This window comes from Serratia nematodiphila DZ0503SBS1 (genome assembly GCF_000738675.1).
In the GTDB taxonomy this organism is placed as follows: Bacteria; Pseudomonadota; Gammaproteobacteria; order Enterobacterales; family Enterobacteriaceae; genus Serratia; species Serratia nematodiphila.
In genome coordinates, this window is the sequence record NZ_JPUX01000001.1 from 2,197,077 (window position 1) to 2,213,873 (window position 16,797).

Below are 16,797 nucleotides of genomic sequence, written 5' to 3' on the forward strand. Positions count from 1 at the left end.
GCTTCTGGCGATTAACGCTTCAGCGCTTCGCTCAGTTCTTCACGCATGGTGGCCAGCATGGCTTTCACCACGCGCGGGTTGCCTGCGACCACGTTGCCGGAGCTGAAGTGGTTGTGGCCGCCGACGAAGTCGGTGACCAGGCCGCCGGCTTCACGCACCAGCAGTTCGCCTGCGGCGAAGTCCCACGGCTTCAGGCCGATTTCGAAGAAACCGTCCACGCGGCCGGCGGCGACATAGGCCAGATCCAGCGCAGCGGAACCGGTGCGGCGGAAGTCCGCGCACTGGGTGAACAGCTTGCCGACGATGTTGATGTAAGGCGTGGCGTGCTGTTTGACTTTGAACGGGAAGCCGGTCGCCAGGATGGTGCCATCCAGATCTTTGGCGTTGGTGCCGCGCAGACGGTAACCGTTGAGCTGTGCGCCCTGGCCGCGCGTGGCGGTGAACAGTTCGTTGCGCATTGGATCGTAAACCACGGCCACTTCGGTACGGCCTTTGATGCGTACGGCGATGGAAACGGAGAAATGAGGGAAACGTTTGATGAAGTTTGCAGTGCCATCCAGTGGATCGATCACCCATTGCACATCGCGATCTTCGCCGATCAGCTCACCGCGTTCTTCGCTCACGATACTGTGTTGCGGATAAGACTTGCGGATGACGTCGATGATCAGATGCTCTGCATCGCGATCGACGTTGGTGACGAAGTCATTGGTCCCTTTCTGGCTCGCTTCTACAGCGTCCGGGGTTTCGTAGTTTTTGGCAATCAGGTTACCGGCCTTGCGCGCAGCGCGCACGGCGATAGTCAGCATCGGATGCATGGGTATCTTCCAACTAGGATGTTAAAGAACAGGAAACGGCGCGAAGTATAGCAGCTGTTCGGCAAATTGCCTACGGCTGTGTTAAGATGCTGCGATTTTCCGCCACGCTCAGAGTTTGTATGCTGCACAATATCCGCATTGTTCTGGTAGAGACTTCACATACCGGCAACATGGGCTCGACCGCCAGAGCCATGAAAACCATGGGTTTAACCAACCTTTATCTGGTTAATCCGCTGATCAAACCCGATTCTCAGGCCATCGCCCTGGCCGCCGGCGCCAGCGACGTGATCGGCAACGCCACCATCGTCGATACCCTCGATGACGCCATCGCCGGCTGCAGCCTGGTGGTGGGCACCAGCGCACGTTCTCGCACCTTGCCGTGGCCGATGCTGGAGCCGCGCGAATGCGGCGTGCGCGCGGTGCATGAAGGCGAGCACGCGCCGGTGGCGCTGGTGTTCGGCCGCGAACGCGTCGGGCTGACCAACGATGAATTGCAAAAGTGCCACTACCACGTCGCCATTCCGGCCAACCCGGACTACAGCTCGCTGAACCTGGCGATGGCGGTGCAGATCCTGGCGTACGAAGTGCGCGTGGCTTACCTCGATCGCCAACAGGCGGGCGCGCCACAGCTGGAAGAGACGCCGTATCCGCTGGTGGACGACCTCGAGCGTTTCTATCAGCATCTGGAGCAGACGCTGCAGCGCACCGGTTTCATTCGCCCGTCGCATCCGGGCCAGGTGATGAACCGTCTGCGTCGGCTGTTCACCCGCGCGCGCCCGGAAGGGCAGGAGCTGAATATCCTGCGCGGCATGCTGACGTCGATCGAGAAACAGGATAAACATCAAGGTAATTAATTGATGTGGCATCACGGTGGGCGACAATAGTATTAGTTATCCAAAGGTTATAACATGTATTTTATATACCTTTGTTCTTGCTAAGTTCAAAACGTGCTAATACTTGAGTTAATTACTGGGTTAAATAGTTGACTGTTTTACTCGGGAATGTCAGACTTTCGGCCATATTTGACCAACAGGTAACCATTGAGCTATGAGACTGACATCCAAAGGCCGTTATGCCGTAACCGCTATGCTCGACGTAGCGCTGCATTCTCAGGAAGGGCCGGTGCCACTGGCGGACATTTCCGAACGCCAGGGTATTTCGCTCTCTTATCTGGAACAATTATTCTCCCGTCTGCGCAAGAATGGCCTGGTGGCCAGCGTGCGCGGTCCGGGCGGTGGTTATCTGCTGGGTAAAGACGCGGGTGAGATCGCCGTTGGCGCTGTCATCACTGCTGTCGATGAATCGGTAGATGCAACCCGTTGCCAGGGCAAAGAAGGCTGTCAGGGCGGCGATCGCTGCTTGACCCACGCCCTGTGGCGCGATCTGAGCGAGCGCATCAGCGGGTTCCTGAACAACATTACGCTGGCAGAACTGGTCAACAACCAGGAAGTGCTGGTGGTGGCGGATCGTCAAAACAACGATACGCGCCGCACGGCCAACGGCCGTCCGCAAGAAACTATCAACGTTAATCTGCGCGCATAAGCAGCTGGCGAAATTATTTTAGTTTTTGGAAGTGATGTACGGAGCACAAGAGCAATGAAATTACCGATTTATCTGGATTACTCAGCAACGACGCCGGTTGACCCGCGCGTTGCTGAGAAGATGATGCAGTTTTTGACCCTGGACGGCACTTTCGGCAACCCGGCTTCCCGTTCCCACCGTTTCGGTTGGCAGGCGGAAGAGGCGGTAGACATCGCCCGTAACCAAATCGCCGAACTGGTGGGCGCTGACCCGCGCGAAATCGTCTTCACCTCCGGGGCGACCGAATCCGACAACCTGGCGATCAAAGGCGCTGCCAATTTCTACCAGAAAAAAGGCAAGCACATCATCACCAGCAAAACCGAACACAAAGCCGTGCTCGACACCTGCCGTCAGCTGGAGCGCGAAGGGTTTGAAGTGACCTACCTGGCGCCGCAGAGCAACGGCATCATCAGCCTGCAGGATCTCGAAGCGGCGCTGCGCGATGACACCATTCTGGTCTCCATCATGCACGTCAACAACGAAATCGGCGTGGTGCAGGACATCGAAGCGATCGGCGAAATGTGCCGTGCGCGCGGTATCATCTACCATGTTGACGCCACCCAGAGCGTGGGCAAACTGCCTATCGATCTGAGCAAGCTGAAAGTCGACCTGATGTCGTTCTCCGGCCACAAAATCTATGGCCCGAAAGGCATCGGCGCGCTGTACGTGCGCCGCAAGCCGCGCATCCGCATCGAAGCGCAGGTACACGGCGGCGGTCACGAGCGCGGCATGCGCTCCGGCACCCTGCCTGTCCACCAGATCGTCGGCATGGGCGAAGCTTATCGCATCGCCAAAGAAGAGATGACCGAAGAGATGGCGCGTCTGCGCACTCTGCGTGACCGTCTGTGGAACGGCGTGAAAGATATGGAAGAAGTGTATCTGAACGGCGATCTGGAGCACGGCGCACCGAACATCCTGAACGTCAGCTTCAACTACGTTGAAGGCGAGTCGCTGATCATGGCGCTGAAAGACCTGGCCGTTTCTTCCGGTTCAGCCTGTACCTCCGCCAGCCTCGAGCCGTCCTACGTGCTGCGCGCGCTGGGCATGAGCGATGAATTGGCGCACAGCTCGATCCGTTTCTCCCTGGGGCGTTTCACCACGGAAGAAGAGATCGACTACACCATTCAACTGGTGCGTAAATCCATCGGCCGTCTGCGCGATCTGTCCCCGCTGTGGGAAATGTTCAAACAGGGTGTGGACATCAACAGCATCGAATGGGCGCATCATTAATTCTCAGGTTTCAGGAGCAAGGTCATGGCTTACAGCGAAAAAGTAATCGATCATTATGAAAACCCGCGCAACGTGGGTTCTTTCGACAACGAAGATCCTACCGTCGGCAGCGGCATGGTAGGGGCGCCGGCTTGCGGCGACGTCATGAAGCTGCAAATCAAGGTTAACGATGAAGGCATCATCGAAGACGCGCGCTTTAAAACTTACGGCTGCGGTTCCGCCATCGCCTCCAGCTCGCTGGTGACCGAATGGATGAAAGGCAAGTCGCTCGATCAGGCTGAAGCGATCAAAAATACCCAGATCGCCGAAGAGCTGGAATTGCCGCCGGTCAAAATTCACTGCTCGATCCTGGCTGAAGACGCCATCAAAGCAGCGATTGCCGACTATAAGAACAAGCATAGCGCCAAGTAATTTGTCTGAGTCGGCCCGGCCGCGCCGGGCTTTGATGTGAAGTGTGAGGTTGTGATGTCTATTACCATGAGCGACAGCGCTGCGCAGCGTGTTCAGGCGTTTTTGACGAACCGCGGCAAAGGTCTCGGCCTGCGTCTGGGAGTGCGAACTTCCGGCTGCTCCGGGATGGCGTACGTGCTGGAATTTGTTGACGAAGCCAACGATGACGACATCGTATTTGAAGACAAAGGCATCAAGGTGATCATCGACGGCAAGAGCCTGGTCTACCTTGACGGCACCGAGCTTGATTTCGTTAAGGAAGGCCTGAACGAAGGCTTCAAGTTCAACAACCCGAACGTCTCAAGCGAGTGCGGCTGCGGCGAGAGTTTCAACGTCTGACAGTCCATCGTGCTCCCCCGTTTCGGCGGGGGAACTTCATCCGCTAACGCCCAGAGCACGCTATGGATTACTTTACTTTATTCGGGCTGCCAGTTCGCTACACCGTGGACGGCAGCCTGCTTGCGTCCCGCTTCCAGGATCTGCAACGCCAATTCCACCCCGATCGTTTCGCCAACCAGCCGGAGCGCGAACGCCTGATGGCGTTGCAGCAGGCGGCGACCATCAACGAAGCCTACCAGGCGCTGAAGCACCCGTTAAAACGCGCGGAGTATATGCTATCTTTGCACGGCTTCGATCTGGGCAACGAACAGCATACGATGCGCGACACCGCGTTCCTGATGGAACAGCTGGAACTGCGCGAAGAGCTCGACGCCATTGAGCGCAAGCCGGAGGCGGAAAGCCTGCTGGCCGATTTCGGCGCGCGGCTGGCCGTCTCCATCAAACAGCGCAGCGCGCTGATGCTGCAGCAGTTGGACAGTGAGCAGTGGGCGGACGCCGCCGACACCGTGCGCAAGCTGCGCTTTTTGGACAAACTCCAGCAACAGGTTGAACAACTCGAAGAAAAACTGCTGGGTTTTGAGTAACACCTTCTGATTCTGATTGTGGAAGCTTCAACATGGCCTTATTACAAATTAGTGAGCCTGGCCTCAGCGCCGCGCCGCACCAGCGACGCTTGGCCGCCGGCATCGACTTAGGCACCACCAACTCGTTGGTCGCCACGGTGCGCAGCGGGCAGGCGGAAACGCTGGCCGACGAACAGGGGCGCCATTTGCTGCCTTCGGTGGTGCATTATCAGGCGGACGCGCAGCGCGTCGGCTGGGAGGCGCGCCAACAGGCGGCGCAGGATCCGGCCAATACCGTCAGCTCCATCAAACGCATGATGGGCCGCTCGTTGGCGGACGTGCAGCAACGTTACCCGAACCTGCCGTATCAATTTCAGGCCAGCGACAACGGCCTGCCGCTGATCGTCACCGCCGCCGGCCCGGTTAATCCGGTCGGCGTTTCCGCCGATATCCTGCGGGCCCTGTCCGCGCGCGCGCAAGCGGCGCTGGAAGGCGAGCTGGATGGCGTGGTGATCACCGTTCCCGCCTACTTCGACGACGCGCAGCGTCAGGGCACCAAAGACGCAGCGCGTCTGGCCGGCTTGCACGTTCTGCGCCTGTTGAACGAACCGACCGCGGCGGCGATCGCCTACGGGCTGGATTCCGGCCAGGAAGGGGTGATCGCGGTTTACGATCTGGGCGGCGGCACCTTTGATATCTCCATTCTGCGCCTCAGCCGCGGCGTGTTCGAAGTGCTGGCGACCGGCGGCGATTCCGCGCTGGGCGGCGACGACTTCGATCATCTGTTGGCCGACTGGCTGCGCGAGCAGGCCGGCGTGGCCGATCGCAGCGACCACGGCGTGCAGCGTCAACTGCTGGATGCCGCCATCGCCGCCAAAATCGCGTTGAGCGATGCCGACAGCGTGCGCGTCGAGGTGGCCGGCTGGCAGGGCGAGGTGTCTCGCGCCCAGTTTGAAGCGCTGATCGCCCCGTTGGTGAAACGCACGCTGATGGCCTGCCGCCGGGCGCTGAAAGACGCCGGCGTCGCCGCCGACGAGGTGCTGGAAGTGGTGATGGTCGGCGGTTCCACCCGCGTGCCGTTGGTGCGTGAGCAAGTGGGCGCCTTCTTCGGCCGCACGCCGCTGACGGCGATCGATCCGGATAAAGTGGTCGCCATCGGCGCCGCGATCCAGGCCGACATCCTGGTGGGCAACAAACCGGACAGCGACATGCTGCTGCTGGATGTGATCCCGCTGTCGCTGGGCCTCGAAACCATGGGCGGCCTGGTGGAGAAAGTGATCCCGCGCAACACCACCATTCCGGTGGCGCGCGCGCAGGAGTTCACCACCTTTAAAGATGGCCAGAGCGCGATGATGATCCACGTGCTGCAGGGCGAGCGCGAGCTGGTGCAGGATTGCCGTTCGCTGGCGCGCTTCACGCTGCGCGGCCTGCCGCCATTGCCTGCCGGGGGCGCGCACATTCGCGTCACCTTCCAGGTGGATGCCGACGGCCTGCTGAGCGTCACCGCGATGGAGAAATCCACCGGTGTGGAAGCCTCGATCCAGGTCAAGCCGTCGTATGGCCTGTCGGACAGTGAAATCGCCGGCATGATCAAGGATTCGATGGCCAATGCGCAAAGCGACGTGGGCGCGCGCAAGCTGGCGGAGCAACGCGTGGAAGCCGCGCGGGTGCTGGAAAGCCTGCAGGGCGCGCTGGCCACCGACGCCGCGCTGCTGAGCGAGGCGGAAAACCAGGCGATCGCCGCCGCGACCCAGGCGTTGCAGCAGGCGGCGCAGGGTGAAGATCCCGCCGCTATCGAAGACGCCATCAAAACATTAGATGCACAAACGCAAGATTTTGCCGCGCGCCGCATGGACGCTTCCATTCGCCGCGCGCTGGCTGGCCATTCTGTGGATGAGGTTTAACCATGCCTAAAATTGTTTTCCTGCCCCATCAAGATCTTTGCCCGGAAGGGGCGGTTCTGGAAGCCGAAAAAGGGGAGTCGATCCTCAACGTTGCGCTGCGCAACGGCATTGAAATCGAGCACGCCTGCGAGAAATCCTGCGCCTGCACCACCTGCCACTGCATCGTGCGTGAAGGCTTCGATTCGCTGGAAGAGAGCAGCGAGCTGGAAGACGACATGCTGGACAAAGCGTGGGGGCTGGAGCCGGAAAGCCGTCTGAGCTGCCAGGCGCTGGTCGCCGACGAAGATCTGGTGGTCGAAATGCCGCGCTACACCGTCAATCACGCGCGTGAGCATTAATTGTTAGCCGCAGCGTCAACCCGGAGATCATAATGGGACTGAAGTGGACCGACAGCCGTGAAATCGGCGAAGCCCTGTACGACCAATACCCGGATACCGATCCGAAAACCGTGCGTTTTACCGACATGCATCAGTGGATCTGCGATCTGGAAGAGTTCGATGACGATCCGCAGGCTTCCAACGAAAAAATACTGGAAGCGATCCTGCTGGTCTGGTTAGATGAAGCGGAGTAAATAGCGTAACGGGCTGCCATGGGCGGCCCGTTTATTTTGTATCCGACAAGATTAATAAAAGAATAATCCGGAGTAAGAAGGCTATGACAACAGAATTCATGCAGGTCACGCTGTCGCAACAACCTGCCGACGCCCGCTGGGGCGAAAAAGCGCTGCTGAGCACCAACGGCGAAGGAATGACCATCCACCTGACCGGCGCCGACAAGCTGGGCGCGATCCAGCGCGCGGGCCGCAAAATTGACGGTCAGGGCATCAAAAACGTCAAGCTGGCCGGCGACGGTTGGGATTTGGAAAACAGCTGGGCGTTCTGGCAAGGCTATCGCGGGCCGAAAGGGCAGCGCAACGTCGAATGGGCCGAGCTGCCGGAAGCCGCGCGTCAGGAACTGGATAAGCGCCTGAAGATCGTCGACTGGGTGCGCGACACCATCAACATGCCGGCGGAAGAGCTGGGGCCGGAGCAATTGGCGACCCGCGCCGTCGATCTGATGTGCGACGTCGGCTGCGATGCCGTCAGCTACCGCATCACCAAGGGCGAAGATCTGCGCGAGCAGAACTATGCCGGCATCCACACCGTCGGCCGCGGCTCCGAGCGCCCGCCGGTGCTGCTGGCATTGGACTTCAACCCGACCGGTAACCCGGATGCGCCGGTGTTCGCATGCCTGGTCGGCAAGGGCATCACCTTCGACAGCGGCGGCTACAGCCTGAAGCAAAGCGCCTTTATGGATTCGATGAAATCCGACATGGGCGGCGCGGCCACCATCACCGGCGCCCTGGCGCTGGCGGCGGCGCGCGGCCTGAAGCAGCGCGTGAAGCTGTACCTGTGCTGCGCCGACAACATGGTCAGCGGCAACGCCTTCAAACTGGGCGACATCATTCGCTACCGCAACGGCAAAACCGTTGAGGTGATGAACACCGATGCGGAAGGGCGCCTGGTGCTGGCCGACGGCCTGATCGACGCTTCTGAGCAGAACCCGCAGCTGATTATCGACTGCGCCACCCTGACCGGCGCGGCGAAAACGGCGGTAGGCAACGACTATCACGCGCTGTTCAGCTTCGACGACGCGCTGGCGCAGGAGCTGCTGAGCAGCGCCGCCGCCGAGCATGAGCCGTTCTGGCGTCTGCCGCTGGCCGAGTTCCACCGCAGCCAGCTGCCGTCCAACTTCGCCGAGCTGAACAACGTGGCCGGCCCGGCCTACACCGCCGGCGCCAGCACCGCGGCGGCCTTCCTGTCGCATTTCGTTAAGAACTACCAACAAGGCTGGTTGCACATCGACTGTTCCGCCACCTACCGCAAAGGCGCGGTGGATCAGTGGTCGGCCGGCGCGACCGGGCTGGGCGTGCGCACCCTGGCCAATCTGTTGCTGAGCAAAGCCAAATAATTGAACGCCCGCCGCGTCGGGCGCTAGAATGCGCATTATCTTCGGGGCCCAGCATGCTGGGCCTCGCTATTTGATCTTGGAGTTTGCCATGAGTGCCCATCATCACGATGCCGCCCCGAGCGAGAACGAACTTGAACGCCTGCTGAAGCTGGCGGTGACGGAGCCGGCCCACCGCCCGGCGTTCTTCCGTGAACTGCTCGAGGCCACGGTGCTGATCCTCGGCGACAGCGAGCAGGTGCAGCAGGACGGCGACATCACGCTGAATGCGGATACGCCGGTCAATATCCAGCATTGGGAAAAACAGGACGGCGGCAGCATTATTCCGTTCTTCACCTCGCTGGAAGCGCTGCAGAAGGCCGTTGAGGATGAACAGCCGTTCATCGCCATGCCGGCGCGGGTGCTGTTTGAAATCACGCAGGGCGCGGATCTGTTCCTCAACCCGAAGGCGGAATACGGCAAAGAGTTCTACCCGGAAGAGGTGGCGATGCTGCTGGCGACCGGCGGCGTTGTCAAACCGGTGGAGCATTACGTCGACAAAGAGACCCAAATCCTGCTGGGGCAGCCCGAAGAGTATCCGTCGGCGATGGTGGATGCGCTGACCACGCTGTTCAGCCAGCGCAAGCCGGTGCGCCGCGCGTTTCTGGCGCTGATGCACGACCAGGCGGCGGACGAGAAGCCGAATCTGCTGATCGGGCTGGAAGTGGATGCCGAGCCGGCGGAGATCGAGGCGTTGATCAACGAGGCCGGCAGCGTCGCCAGCGAAACGGCGCCGAATGACGAACCGGTGGATTTCTGCCTGGTATCGGAGAAAGAGCGGGGCATCAGCCACTACCTGATCGCCCATACGCAGCCGTTTTATCAGCGCCGCTGGGGCAGTTGGCTGCGCAATGTGATCCCGTCTACCGACAAGACCCAATAACGTCGGCGTGCCGCTGAAAGTGGCGAATGAAGATCATATTTTTTTAATGAAATGTTGATTTTCCCGTAGGCAAGCGTTAACGGCGCACATATAATCTGCGCCACTTGAGAAGGCCGGCAACATTGCAGACCGGCCTGTTTTGGAAGTCATACAGAGGCCATCATGACCGTAGAACGTACCTTTTCCATCGTTAAACCAAACGCTGTAGCCAACAACGACATCGGCGCTATCTACGCGCGTTTCGAGCGCGCCGGTTTCAAAATCATCGCCGCTAAAATGCTGCGTCTGACTCGCGAGCAAGCTGAAGGCTTCTACGCTGAGCACAAAGGCCGCCCATTCTTCGACGGTCTGGTTGAGTTCATGACCTCCGGCCCAATCATGGTGCAGGTTCTGGAATCTGAAAACGCCGTGCAGCGCAACCGCGACATCATGGGCGCAACTAACCCGGACAACGCACTGGCCGGCACCCTGCGCGCCGACTACGCGGACAGCTTCACCGCTAACGCCGTTCACGGTTCCGACTCCGTTGAATCCGCACAGCGTGAAATCGCTTACTTCTTCAACGAAAGCGAAATCTGCGCACGTTAATCGTGCCGTTGCTGATAACCAGGCATTCACCGGCTGAAACAATAAAAATGCCCTGAATGCCTTTCAGCCATAGAAACCCGCTACTAAAATTTGTACAATGCCGCGCCCCTGATAAGACGACTTGTCAGGGGCGTGTTTTTAGTGCCGCCACCCGAATCATGCGGGCTGAAATGCACAACTTACTTTCCATTCTTTAGCGCCATAACGTGTAATAACGAGGCCAGAGATCATTATGTTAGAACCCATCACGTCCGAGCACACCGTGTCTGAAAATAATTCGCTGACTACCCCCTCCGTTAACGTGGAGCAACCGGCTGCGGCCAAAATCAACCTGCTGGACCTGAACCGCCAGCAAATGCGTGAGTTCTTCGCCGAAATGGGCGAAAAACCGTTCCGTGCCGATCAGGTGATGAAGTGGATTTACCACTACTGCTGCGACGATTTCGAGCAGATGACCGACATCAACAAAGTCCTGCGCGGCAAGCTGCAGCGCGTGGCGGAAATCCGCGCGCCGGAAGTGGCGGAAGAACAGCGTTCGGCCGACGGCACCATTAAGTGGGCGATCAAGGTGGGCGATCAGCAGGTCGAAACCGTGTATATCCCGGAAGCCGACCGCGCGACGCTGTGCGTCTCCTCGCAGGTAGGCTGCGCGCTGGAGTGCAAATTTTGTTCGACGGCGCAGCAGGGCTTCAACCGCAACCTGCGCGTGTCGGAAATCATCGGCCAGGTGTGGCGCGCGGCGAAGATCATCGGCGCGCTGAAGGTGACCGGCCAACGCCCGATCACCAACGTGGTGATGATGGGCATGGGCGAGCCGCTGCTCAACCTGAACAACGTGGTGCCGGCGATGGAAATCATGCTGGACGATTTCGGCTTTGGCCTGTCCAAACGCCGCGTGACCCTGTCTACCTCCGGCGTGGTGCCGGCGCTGGACAAGCTGGGCGACATGATCGACGTGGCGCTGGCCATTTCGCTGCACGCGCCGAACGACACCATCCGCGATGAGATCGTGCCGATCAACCGCAAGTACAACATCGAGACCTTCCTGTCCGCGGTGCGTCGCTACCTGGAGAAATCCAACGCCAACCAGGGCCGCGTCACCGTCGAGTACGTGATGCTGGATCATATCAACGACAGCACCGACGACGCGCATCAGCTGGCGGAAGTGCTGAAAGACACGCCGTGCAAGATCAACCTGATCCCATGGAACCCGTTCCCGGGCGCTCCGTACGGCCGCAGCTCCAACAGCCGGGTGGATCGTTTCTCCAAGGTGTTGATGGAATACGGCTTTACGACTATTGTTCGTAAAACCCGTGGTGACGATATCGACGCCGCCTGCGGGCAACTGGCGGGTGAAGTGATCGACCGTACCAAGCGTACCCTGAAGAAGAAAATGGCCGGGGAACCTATCAACGTACGGGCGGTCTGAATCCTATAGCACCATTTTTTGTTATCTAACAGCCTGTTATGCGAAAGCGTGTCGCTGGCGGGCGTTAGCTGACGGCCGATAAGGAAATGAATGCGGGCATGAAGCTGAAACTGTGGGGTATGTGGCTGGCGGCCGGGTTGTTGGCCGGGTGTTCCGGTTCAGCGCCGGAAAAGGAAGCACAGGTCTCTGAGGCGGGCCAGACGCGCCTGCAGCTGGGCCTGGAGTACCTGCAGCAAGGCGACATGGACGCGGCGCGCCAGAACCTGGAGAAGGCGCTGGACGCGGCCCCGCAGGATTACCGCACGCAGTTGGGCATGGCGCTCTACGCGCAGCGCAGCGGTGAAAACGCCGAGGCCGAACAGCGTTATCGGCAAGCGCTCAAACTTGCGCCGGGCAATGGCACCGTACTGAATAATTACGGTGCGTTTCTTTGCGGTTTAGGGCAGTATGTACCGGCGCAACAGCAGTTTAGCGCTGCGGCGCTGGCGCCCGATTATGGCCAGGTCGCCGACAGCCTGGAAAACGCAGGTTACTGTTTTCTCAAGGCCGGACAAAACGATGAGGCGCGCACGCTGTTGAGCCGCGCGCTAAAAGTCGATCCGGACAAAGGCGCTCCGCTGCTGGCGGAGGCCGAAAAGCAATTTGGAGAAGGGAAGCGCGCCCAGTCGCAACTTTTATTGGATGTTTATCAGCATGTTCTGCCGGCCAGCGCCAGCAGCTTATGGTTACAGATTCGTTTCGCCGCGTTAGCCGGCCGCCAGGATAGCGTTCAACGCTATGGCAAGCAGCTAGCGCGAAGTTTTCCACAATCCAAACAGTACCAGCAGTTCTTAGCTAATGAATACTGAAGCCTCCCAAGATAAAACCGTATCCATGACGACGGGCCAGCGCCTGCGTCAGGCCCGTGAGCAACTCGGGCTGAGCCAACAGACCGTTGCAGAACGCCTGTGTCTCAAAATGTCCACCGTGCGCGATATCGAGGAAGACAGCGTGTCCGCTGACCTCGCGTCCACCTTCGTGCGCGGCTACATCCGTTCCTACGCCAAGCTGGTGCATCTGCCGGAAGACGAACTGCTGCCGATGTTGGCCAAGCAGGCGCCGTTGAAGATGGCGAAAGTGGCGCCGATGCAAAGTTTCTCGCTGGGCAAGCGTCGCAAGAAACGCGACGGCTGGCTGATGAGCTTCACCTGGCTTATCGTGTTCGTGGTGATCGGCCTGACCGGCGCCTGGTGGTGGCAAAACCACAAGGCGCAGCAGGAAGAGATCGCCACCATGGCCGATCAATCCTCGGCGCAGCTTTCACAGAATAACGAAGGGCAGTCCGTGCCGCTGACCGACGGCAATGCCGACGCCGGCACCAACGTGCCGTTGACCGACAACAGCGCCGCGCCGGCCGATACCGGCGCAGCGGCTCAGGCGCCGGCGGCGACCGCCCAGGCGCCGAGCGCGGCTCAGCAGCAGCCTGCCGTGGTGTCGCCAAGCCAGACCACCCTGCCGGAAACCGCGCCGGTGGCGCAAGCACCGTTGCCGACCGCCGATGCGGGCGTGGCTGCGCCGGCGGCCGATCCGAACGCGCTGGTGATGGATTTCTCCGCCGACTGCTGGCTGCAGGTGACTGACGCGAGCGGTAAAACGCTGTTCAGCGGCACCCAGAAGCAAGGCGGCAAGCTGAACCTGACCGGCACTGCGCCGTATAAACTGACCATCGGTGCGCCGGCGGCAGTTCAGATCCAGTATCAGGGTAAACCGGTTGATTTAAGCCGGTTCGTTAAGTCAAACCGTGTTGCTCGCCTGACCGTCGCCGCGCAGTAATCGCGCGGCACCGGTCGTGATGTCAGAGCAGCAATGGAGAGTAAGTAATGCATAACCAAGCGCCCATCAACCGTCGAAAATCTACACGCATTTACGTCGGCAAGGTGCCTATTGGTGATGGCGCGCCGATTGCCGTGCAGTCGATGACCAACACCCGTACCACCGATGTTGAAGCAACGGTTAATCAGATCAAAGCGCTGGAGCGCGTGGGCGTCGACATCGTCCGCGTTTCGGTTCCTACCATGGACGCCGCCGAGGCGTTCAAACTGATCAAGCAGCAGGTCAACGTGCCGCTGGTCGCCGATATCCACTTCGATTATCGCATCGCACTGCAGGTGGCCGAATATGGCGTAGACTGCCTGCGCATCAACCCGGGCAACATCGGCAACGAATCGCGCATTCGCTCGGTGGTGGACTGCGCCCGCGACAAGAACATCCCGATTCGCATCGGCGTCAACGGCGGCTCGCTGGAAAAAGACCTGCAGGAAAAGTACGGCGAACCTACGCCGGAAGCGCTGCTGGAATCCGCCATGCGCCATGTGGACATCCTCGATCGTCTCAACTTCGACCAGTTTAAGGTCAGCGTCAAGGCGTCGGACGTGTTCCTGGCGGTGCAATCCTACCGCTTGCTGGCGTCGCGCATCGATCAGCCGCTGCACCTGGGCATCACCGAAGCCGGCGGCGCGCGCAGCGGGTCGGTCAAATCGGCCATCGGCCTGGGCATGCTGCTGTCTGAAGGCATCGGCGATACCCTGCGCATCTCGCTGGCGGCGGATCCGGTCGAAGAGGTGAAGGTCGGTTTCGACATCCTGAAGTCGCTGCGCATCCGCGCGCGCGGCATCAACTTCATCGCCTGCCCGACCTGCTCGCGTCAGGAGTTCGACGTGATCGGCACGGTGAACGCGTTGGAGCAGCGCCTGGAAGACATCATCACGCCGATGGACGTTTCGATCATCGGCTGCGTGGTGAACGGCCCGGGTGAAGCGCTGGTGTCCACCATGGGCGTAACCGGCGGCCACAAGAAGAGCGGCTTCTATGAAGACGGCGTGCGCCAGAAAGAGCGTTTCGACAACGAACAGATGATCGACCAGCTGGAAGCGAAGATTCGCGCCAAGGCCGCGATGATGGACGAAAGCAAACGCATCACGGTCAACCTGCTGGAAAAATAAGCGTTATCGCTACACGGCGGGCCTGTTGGCCCGCTTGTTTATGAACCTGAAGGGCAGAAAACCGCATCCGCGTTGAATACCGGGCGGCAAAGTCCCTATAATCGGGTTCATTTTTACAGACAACGGACAGAGAACTCACGTGGCAAAGAACATTCAAGCCATTCGCGGCATGAACGACTACCTGCCGGAAGAAACGGCATTATGGCAGCGTATTGAAGGCACCCTCAAGCAGGTGCTGGGCGGCTACGGTTACAGCGAAATCCGGTTGCCGATTGTAGAGCAGACCCCGTTATTCAAACGCGCGATCGGCGAAGTGACCGACGTCGTGGAAAAAGAGATGTATACCTTCGAAGACCGCAACGGCGAAAGCCTGACGCTGCGTCCGGAAGGGACGGCTGGCTGCGTGCGCGCCGGCATCGAACATGGTCTGCTGTACAATCAGGAACAGCGTCTGTGGTACATCGGCCCGATGTTCCGCTACGAGCGCCCGCAGAAGGGACGTTACCGTCAGTTCCATCAGCTGGGCGCGGAAGTGTTCGGCCTGCAAGGCCCGGATATCGACGCCGAGCTGATCCTGCTGACCGCCCGCTGGTGGAAAGCGCTGGGCATCGCCGAGCACGTCACGCTGGAGCTGAACTCCATCGGTTCGCTGGAGGCGCGCGCCAACTACCGCGACGCGCTGGTGGCGTTCCTGGAGCAGCACGTCGAGGTGCTGGACGAAGACTGCAAACGCCGCATGTACAGCAACCCGCTGCGCGTGCTGGACTCCAAGAATCCTGAGGTGCAGGCGCTGCTGAACGACGCGCCGCGCCTGTCCGAGTACCTGGATGAAGAATCCCGTGCTCACTTCGCCGGTCTGTGTGAACTTTTGGCGCAGGCAGGTATCCCATATACCGTTAACGAGCGCCTGGTGCGCGGTCTGGATTACTACAACCGCACCGTGTTTGAGTGGGTGACCACCAGCCTGGGCGCGCAGGGCACCGTCTGCGCGGGCGGCCGTTACGACGGCCTGGTCGAGCAGCTGGGTGGCCGCGCCACCCCGGCGGTCGGTTTCGCCATGGGGCTTGAGCGTCTGGTGCTGCTGGTGCAGGCGGTCAACCCGGAATTCAAGGCGCCGTCGGCTATCGACGTGTACGTCATTTCTTCCGGCGCGGGCACCCAGAGTGCGGCGATGCGGCTGGCTGAACAGGTGCGCGACGCGGCGCCGCAGCTGAAGCTGATGACCAATTACGGCGGCGGCAACTTCAAGAAGCAGATCACCCGTGCGGACAAATGGGGCGCGCGCATCGCGCTGATCCTGGGTGAGAGCGAAGTGGCGGCGCAGCAGGTGGTGGTGAAAGACCTGCGCAGTGGTGAACAAGAAACGCTGGCGCAAAGCGAAGTCGCTGCGCGTCTGGCTTTGATGTTAGGTTAAGGAGAAGGACACCGTGGAAGTCTATACCACTGAAAACGAACAAGTCGACGCACTGCGTCGGTTCTTTGCCGAGAACGGCAAAGCGCTGGCGGTGGGCGTGGTGCTCGGAATTGGTGCCCTGGTTGGCTGGCGTTATTGGCAGAGCCATGAAAACTCCAACATGATGGCGGCATCGCAATCCTATCAGGAAGCCAGCGATCGTCTGGCGGCCGGCAAGCCGGATGACGTGGCTGCCGCGGAGAAATTTGTCCAGGCCAACGGCAACAGCTACGGCGTATTGGCCGCGCTGCAGTTGGCCAAGCACTTTGTCGAACAGAATGATTTCGCCAAGGCGCAGCAGCAGCTGGCGCTGGCGCAGGGCCAGACCAAAGACGACAACCTGTTGGCGATGATCAACCTGCGTCTGGCGCGCGTCCAGCTGCAGGAGAAAAAGCTGGATGAAGCGCTGAAAACGCTGGATGGCGTGAAAGGCGAAGGCTGGGTGGCGATGATGCAGGATGTGCGCGGCGATGTATTGCTGGCCAAGGGCGACGCCAAGGGCGCGCGCGAAGCTTACAGCAAAGGCATTGAGTCCAATGCTTCTCAGGCGCTGCAGGTTCTGCTGCGCATGAAATTGAATAACTTGTCCAGCTAA

At 60.0% G+C, this 16,797-nt stretch carries 19 protein-coding genes; 18 read left to right on the forward strand and 1 reads right to left on the reverse strand.

Annotated elements, in window-relative coordinates:
- Positions 1 to 11: 11 nt before the first annotated feature.
- Positions 12 to 815, reverse strand: coding sequence for an inositol-1-monophosphatase (gene suhB / locus JL05_RS10065; protein WP_004941400.1), 804 nt, complete (start codon positions 813 to 815; stop codon positions 12 to 14).
- Positions 816 to 934: 119 nt separating this feature from the next.
- Here suhB and trmJ point away from each other — a divergent pair, with 119 nt between their 5' ends.
- From trmJ to JL05_RS10155, 18 genes are all read left to right on the forward strand, one after another.
- Positions 935 to 1,669, forward strand: coding sequence for a tRNA (cytosine(32)/uridine(32)-2'-O)-methyltransferase TrmJ (gene trmJ, locus JL05_RS10070; protein ID WP_015378781.1), 735 nt, complete (start codon positions 935 to 937; stop codon positions 1,667 to 1,669).
- A 193-nt stretch (positions 1,670 to 1,862) separates the two neighbouring features.
- Positions 1,863 to 2,357 carry a Fe-S cluster assembly transcriptional regulator IscR gene (gene iscR, locus JL05_RS10075; RefSeq protein WP_004941404.1) on the forward strand — a complete coding sequence of 165 codons (495 nt, stop codon included), beginning with the start codon at positions 1,863 to 1,865 and terminating at the stop codon, positions 2,355 to 2,357.
- A 54-nt stretch (positions 2,358 to 2,411) separates the two neighbouring features.
- Positions 2,412 to 3,626: a cysteine desulfurase gene (gene iscS, locus JL05_RS10080; RefSeq protein ID WP_016929764.1), complete on the forward strand. Its 1,215-nt coding sequence runs from the start codon at positions 2,412 to 2,414 to the stop codon at positions 3,624 to 3,626.
- 24 nt (positions 3,627 to 3,650) lie between these two features.
- Positions 3,651 to 4,037, forward strand: coding sequence for a Fe-S cluster assembly scaffold IscU (gene iscU / locus JL05_RS10085; protein WP_033632325.1), 387 nt, complete (start codon positions 3,651 to 3,653; stop codon positions 4,035 to 4,037).
- A 54-nt stretch (positions 4,038 to 4,091) separates the two neighbouring features.
- A complete protein-coding gene (gene iscA, locus JL05_RS10090) occupies positions 4,092 to 4,415 on the forward strand; it encodes an iron-sulfur cluster assembly protein IscA (RefSeq protein WP_004941410.1) in 324 nt (107 codons plus the stop codon).
- Positions 4,416 to 4,477: 62 nt separating this feature from the next.
- On the forward strand, positions 4,478 to 4,999 hold the full coding sequence (gene hscB / locus JL05_RS10095) for a co-chaperone HscB (protein ID WP_004941412.1): 522 nt from the start codon (positions 4,478 to 4,480) through the stop codon (positions 4,997 to 4,999).
- Between the two features lie 32 nt (positions 5,000 to 5,031).
- The gene (hscA, locus tag JL05_RS10100; protein ID WP_033632326.1) at positions 5,032 to 6,882 is read left to right on the forward strand and encodes a Fe-S protein assembly chaperone HscA; all 1,851 of its coding nucleotides are present in this window, start codon (positions 5,032 to 5,034) and stop codon (positions 6,880 to 6,882) included.
- Positions 6,883 to 6,884: 2 nt separating this feature from the next.
- Positions 6,885 to 7,220, forward strand: coding sequence for an ISC system 2Fe-2S type ferredoxin (gene fdx / locus JL05_RS10105; RefSeq protein ID WP_004941417.1), 336 nt, complete (start codon positions 6,885 to 6,887; stop codon positions 7,218 to 7,220).
- 32 nt (positions 7,221 to 7,252) lie between these two features.
- On the forward strand, positions 7,253 to 7,453 hold the full coding sequence (iscX, locus tag JL05_RS10110; protein WP_006327336.1) for a Fe-S cluster assembly protein IscX: 201 nt from the start codon (positions 7,253 to 7,255) through the stop codon (positions 7,451 to 7,453).
- 83 nt (positions 7,454 to 7,536) lie between these two features.
- Positions 7,537 to 8,832: an aminopeptidase PepB gene (gene pepB / locus JL05_RS10115; RefSeq protein ID WP_033632327.1), complete on the forward strand. Its 1,296-nt coding sequence runs from the start codon at positions 7,537 to 7,539 to the stop codon at positions 8,830 to 8,832.
- 88 nt (positions 8,833 to 8,920) lie between these two features.
- Positions 8,921 to 9,751, forward strand: a complete 831-nt coding sequence (gene sseB, locus JL05_RS10120) for an enhanced serine sensitivity protein SseB (RefSeq protein WP_015378777.1) — start codon at positions 8,921 to 8,923, stop codon at positions 9,749 to 9,751.
- 162 nt (positions 9,752 to 9,913) lie between these two features.
- Positions 9,914 to 10,339 carry a nucleoside-diphosphate kinase gene (ndk, locus tag JL05_RS10125; RefSeq protein WP_004941424.1) on the forward strand — a complete coding sequence of 142 codons (426 nt, stop codon included), beginning with the start codon at positions 9,914 to 9,916 and terminating at the stop codon, positions 10,337 to 10,339.
- A 232-nt stretch (positions 10,340 to 10,571) separates the two neighbouring features.
- A complete protein-coding gene (rlmN, locus tag JL05_RS10130) occupies positions 10,572 to 11,768 on the forward strand; it encodes a dual-specificity RNA methyltransferase RlmN (protein WP_004941426.1) in 1,197 nt (398 codons plus the stop codon).
- 98 nt (positions 11,769 to 11,866) lie between these two features.
- Positions 11,867 to 12,616 carry a type IV pilus biogenesis/stability protein PilW gene (gene pilW, locus JL05_RS10135; protein WP_015378776.1) on the forward strand — a complete coding sequence of 250 codons (750 nt, stop codon included), beginning with the start codon at positions 11,867 to 11,869 and terminating at the stop codon, positions 12,614 to 12,616.
- Positions 12,606 to 13,580 (forward strand): cytoskeleton protein RodZ, encoded by a 975-nt coding sequence (gene rodZ / locus JL05_RS10140; RefSeq protein ID WP_033632328.1) that lies wholly within the window; start codon positions 12,606 to 12,608, stop codon positions 13,578 to 13,580. The genes pilW and rodZ overlap by 11 nt, the downstream gene beginning before the upstream one ends.
- Positions 13,581 to 13,627: 47 nt before the next feature.
- A complete protein-coding gene (gene ispG / locus JL05_RS10145; protein WP_004941434.1) occupies positions 13,628 to 14,749 on the forward strand; it encodes a flavodoxin-dependent (E)-4-hydroxy-3-methylbut-2-enyl-diphosphate synthase in 1,122 nt (373 codons plus the stop codon).
- A 139-nt stretch (positions 14,750 to 14,888) separates the two neighbouring features.
- The gene (hisS, locus tag JL05_RS10150; RefSeq protein ID WP_004941437.1) at positions 14,889 to 16,163 is read left to right on the forward strand and encodes a histidine--tRNA ligase; all 1,275 of its coding nucleotides are present in this window, start codon (positions 14,889 to 14,891) and stop codon (positions 16,161 to 16,163) included.
- Positions 16,164 to 16,176: 13 nt separating this feature from the next.
- Positions 16,177 to 16,797, forward strand: coding sequence for a YfgM family protein (locus JL05_RS10155; protein ID WP_033632329.1), 621 nt, complete (start codon positions 16,177 to 16,179; stop codon positions 16,795 to 16,797).

Excerpts from the sequence above, each read along its gene's own strand:
- suhB (WP_004941400.1), bottom strand. The coding sequence starts at position 815 with ATGCATCCGATGCTGACTATCGCCGTGCGCGCTGCGCGCAAGGCCGGT.
- trmJ (WP_015378781.1), top strand. The coding sequence starts at position 935 with ATGCTGCACAATATCCGCATTGTTCTGGTAGAGACTTCACATACCGGC.
- iscR (WP_004941404.1), top strand. The coding sequence starts at position 1,863 with ATGAGACTGACATCCAAAGGCCGTTATGCCGTAACCGCTATGCTCGAC.
- iscS (WP_016929764.1), top strand. The coding sequence starts at position 2,412 with ATGAAATTACCGATTTATCTGGATTACTCAGCAACGACGCCGGTTGAC.
- iscU (WP_033632325.1), top strand. The coding sequence starts at position 3,651 with ATGGCTTACAGCGAAAAAGTAATCGATCATTATGAAAACCCGCGCAAC.
- iscA (WP_004941410.1), top strand. The coding sequence starts at position 4,092 with ATGTCTATTACCATGAGCGACAGCGCTGCGCAGCGTGTTCAGGCGTTT.
- hscB (WP_004941412.1), top strand. The coding sequence starts at position 4,478 with ATGGATTACTTTACTTTATTCGGGCTGCCAGTTCGCTACACCGTGGAC.
- hscA (WP_033632326.1), top strand. The coding sequence starts at position 5,032 with ATGGCCTTATTACAAATTAGTGAGCCTGGCCTCAGCGCCGCGCCGCAC.
- fdx (WP_004941417.1), top strand. The coding sequence starts at position 6,885 with ATGCCTAAAATTGTTTTCCTGCCCCATCAAGATCTTTGCCCGGAAGGG.
- iscX (WP_006327336.1), top strand. The coding sequence starts at position 7,253 with ATGGGACTGAAGTGGACCGACAGCCGTGAAATCGGCGAAGCCCTGTAC.
- pepB (WP_033632327.1), top strand. The coding sequence starts at position 7,537 with ATGACAACAGAATTCATGCAGGTCACGCTGTCGCAACAACCTGCCGAC.
- sseB (WP_015378777.1), top strand. The coding sequence starts at position 8,921 with ATGAGTGCCCATCATCACGATGCCGCCCCGAGCGAGAACGAACTTGAA.
- ndk (WP_004941424.1), top strand. The coding sequence starts at position 9,914 with ATGACCGTAGAACGTACCTTTTCCATCGTTAAACCAAACGCTGTAGCC.
- rlmN (WP_004941426.1), top strand. The coding sequence starts at position 10,572 with ATGTTAGAACCCATCACGTCCGAGCACACCGTGTCTGAAAATAATTCG.
- pilW (WP_015378776.1), top strand. The coding sequence starts at position 11,867 with ATGAAGCTGAAACTGTGGGGTATGTGGCTGGCGGCCGGGTTGTTGGCC.
- rodZ (WP_033632328.1), top strand. The coding sequence starts at position 12,606 with ATGAATACTGAAGCCTCCCAAGATAAAACCGTATCCATGACGACGGGC.
- ispG (WP_004941434.1), top strand. The coding sequence starts at position 13,628 with ATGCATAACCAAGCGCCCATCAACCGTCGAAAATCTACACGCATTTAC.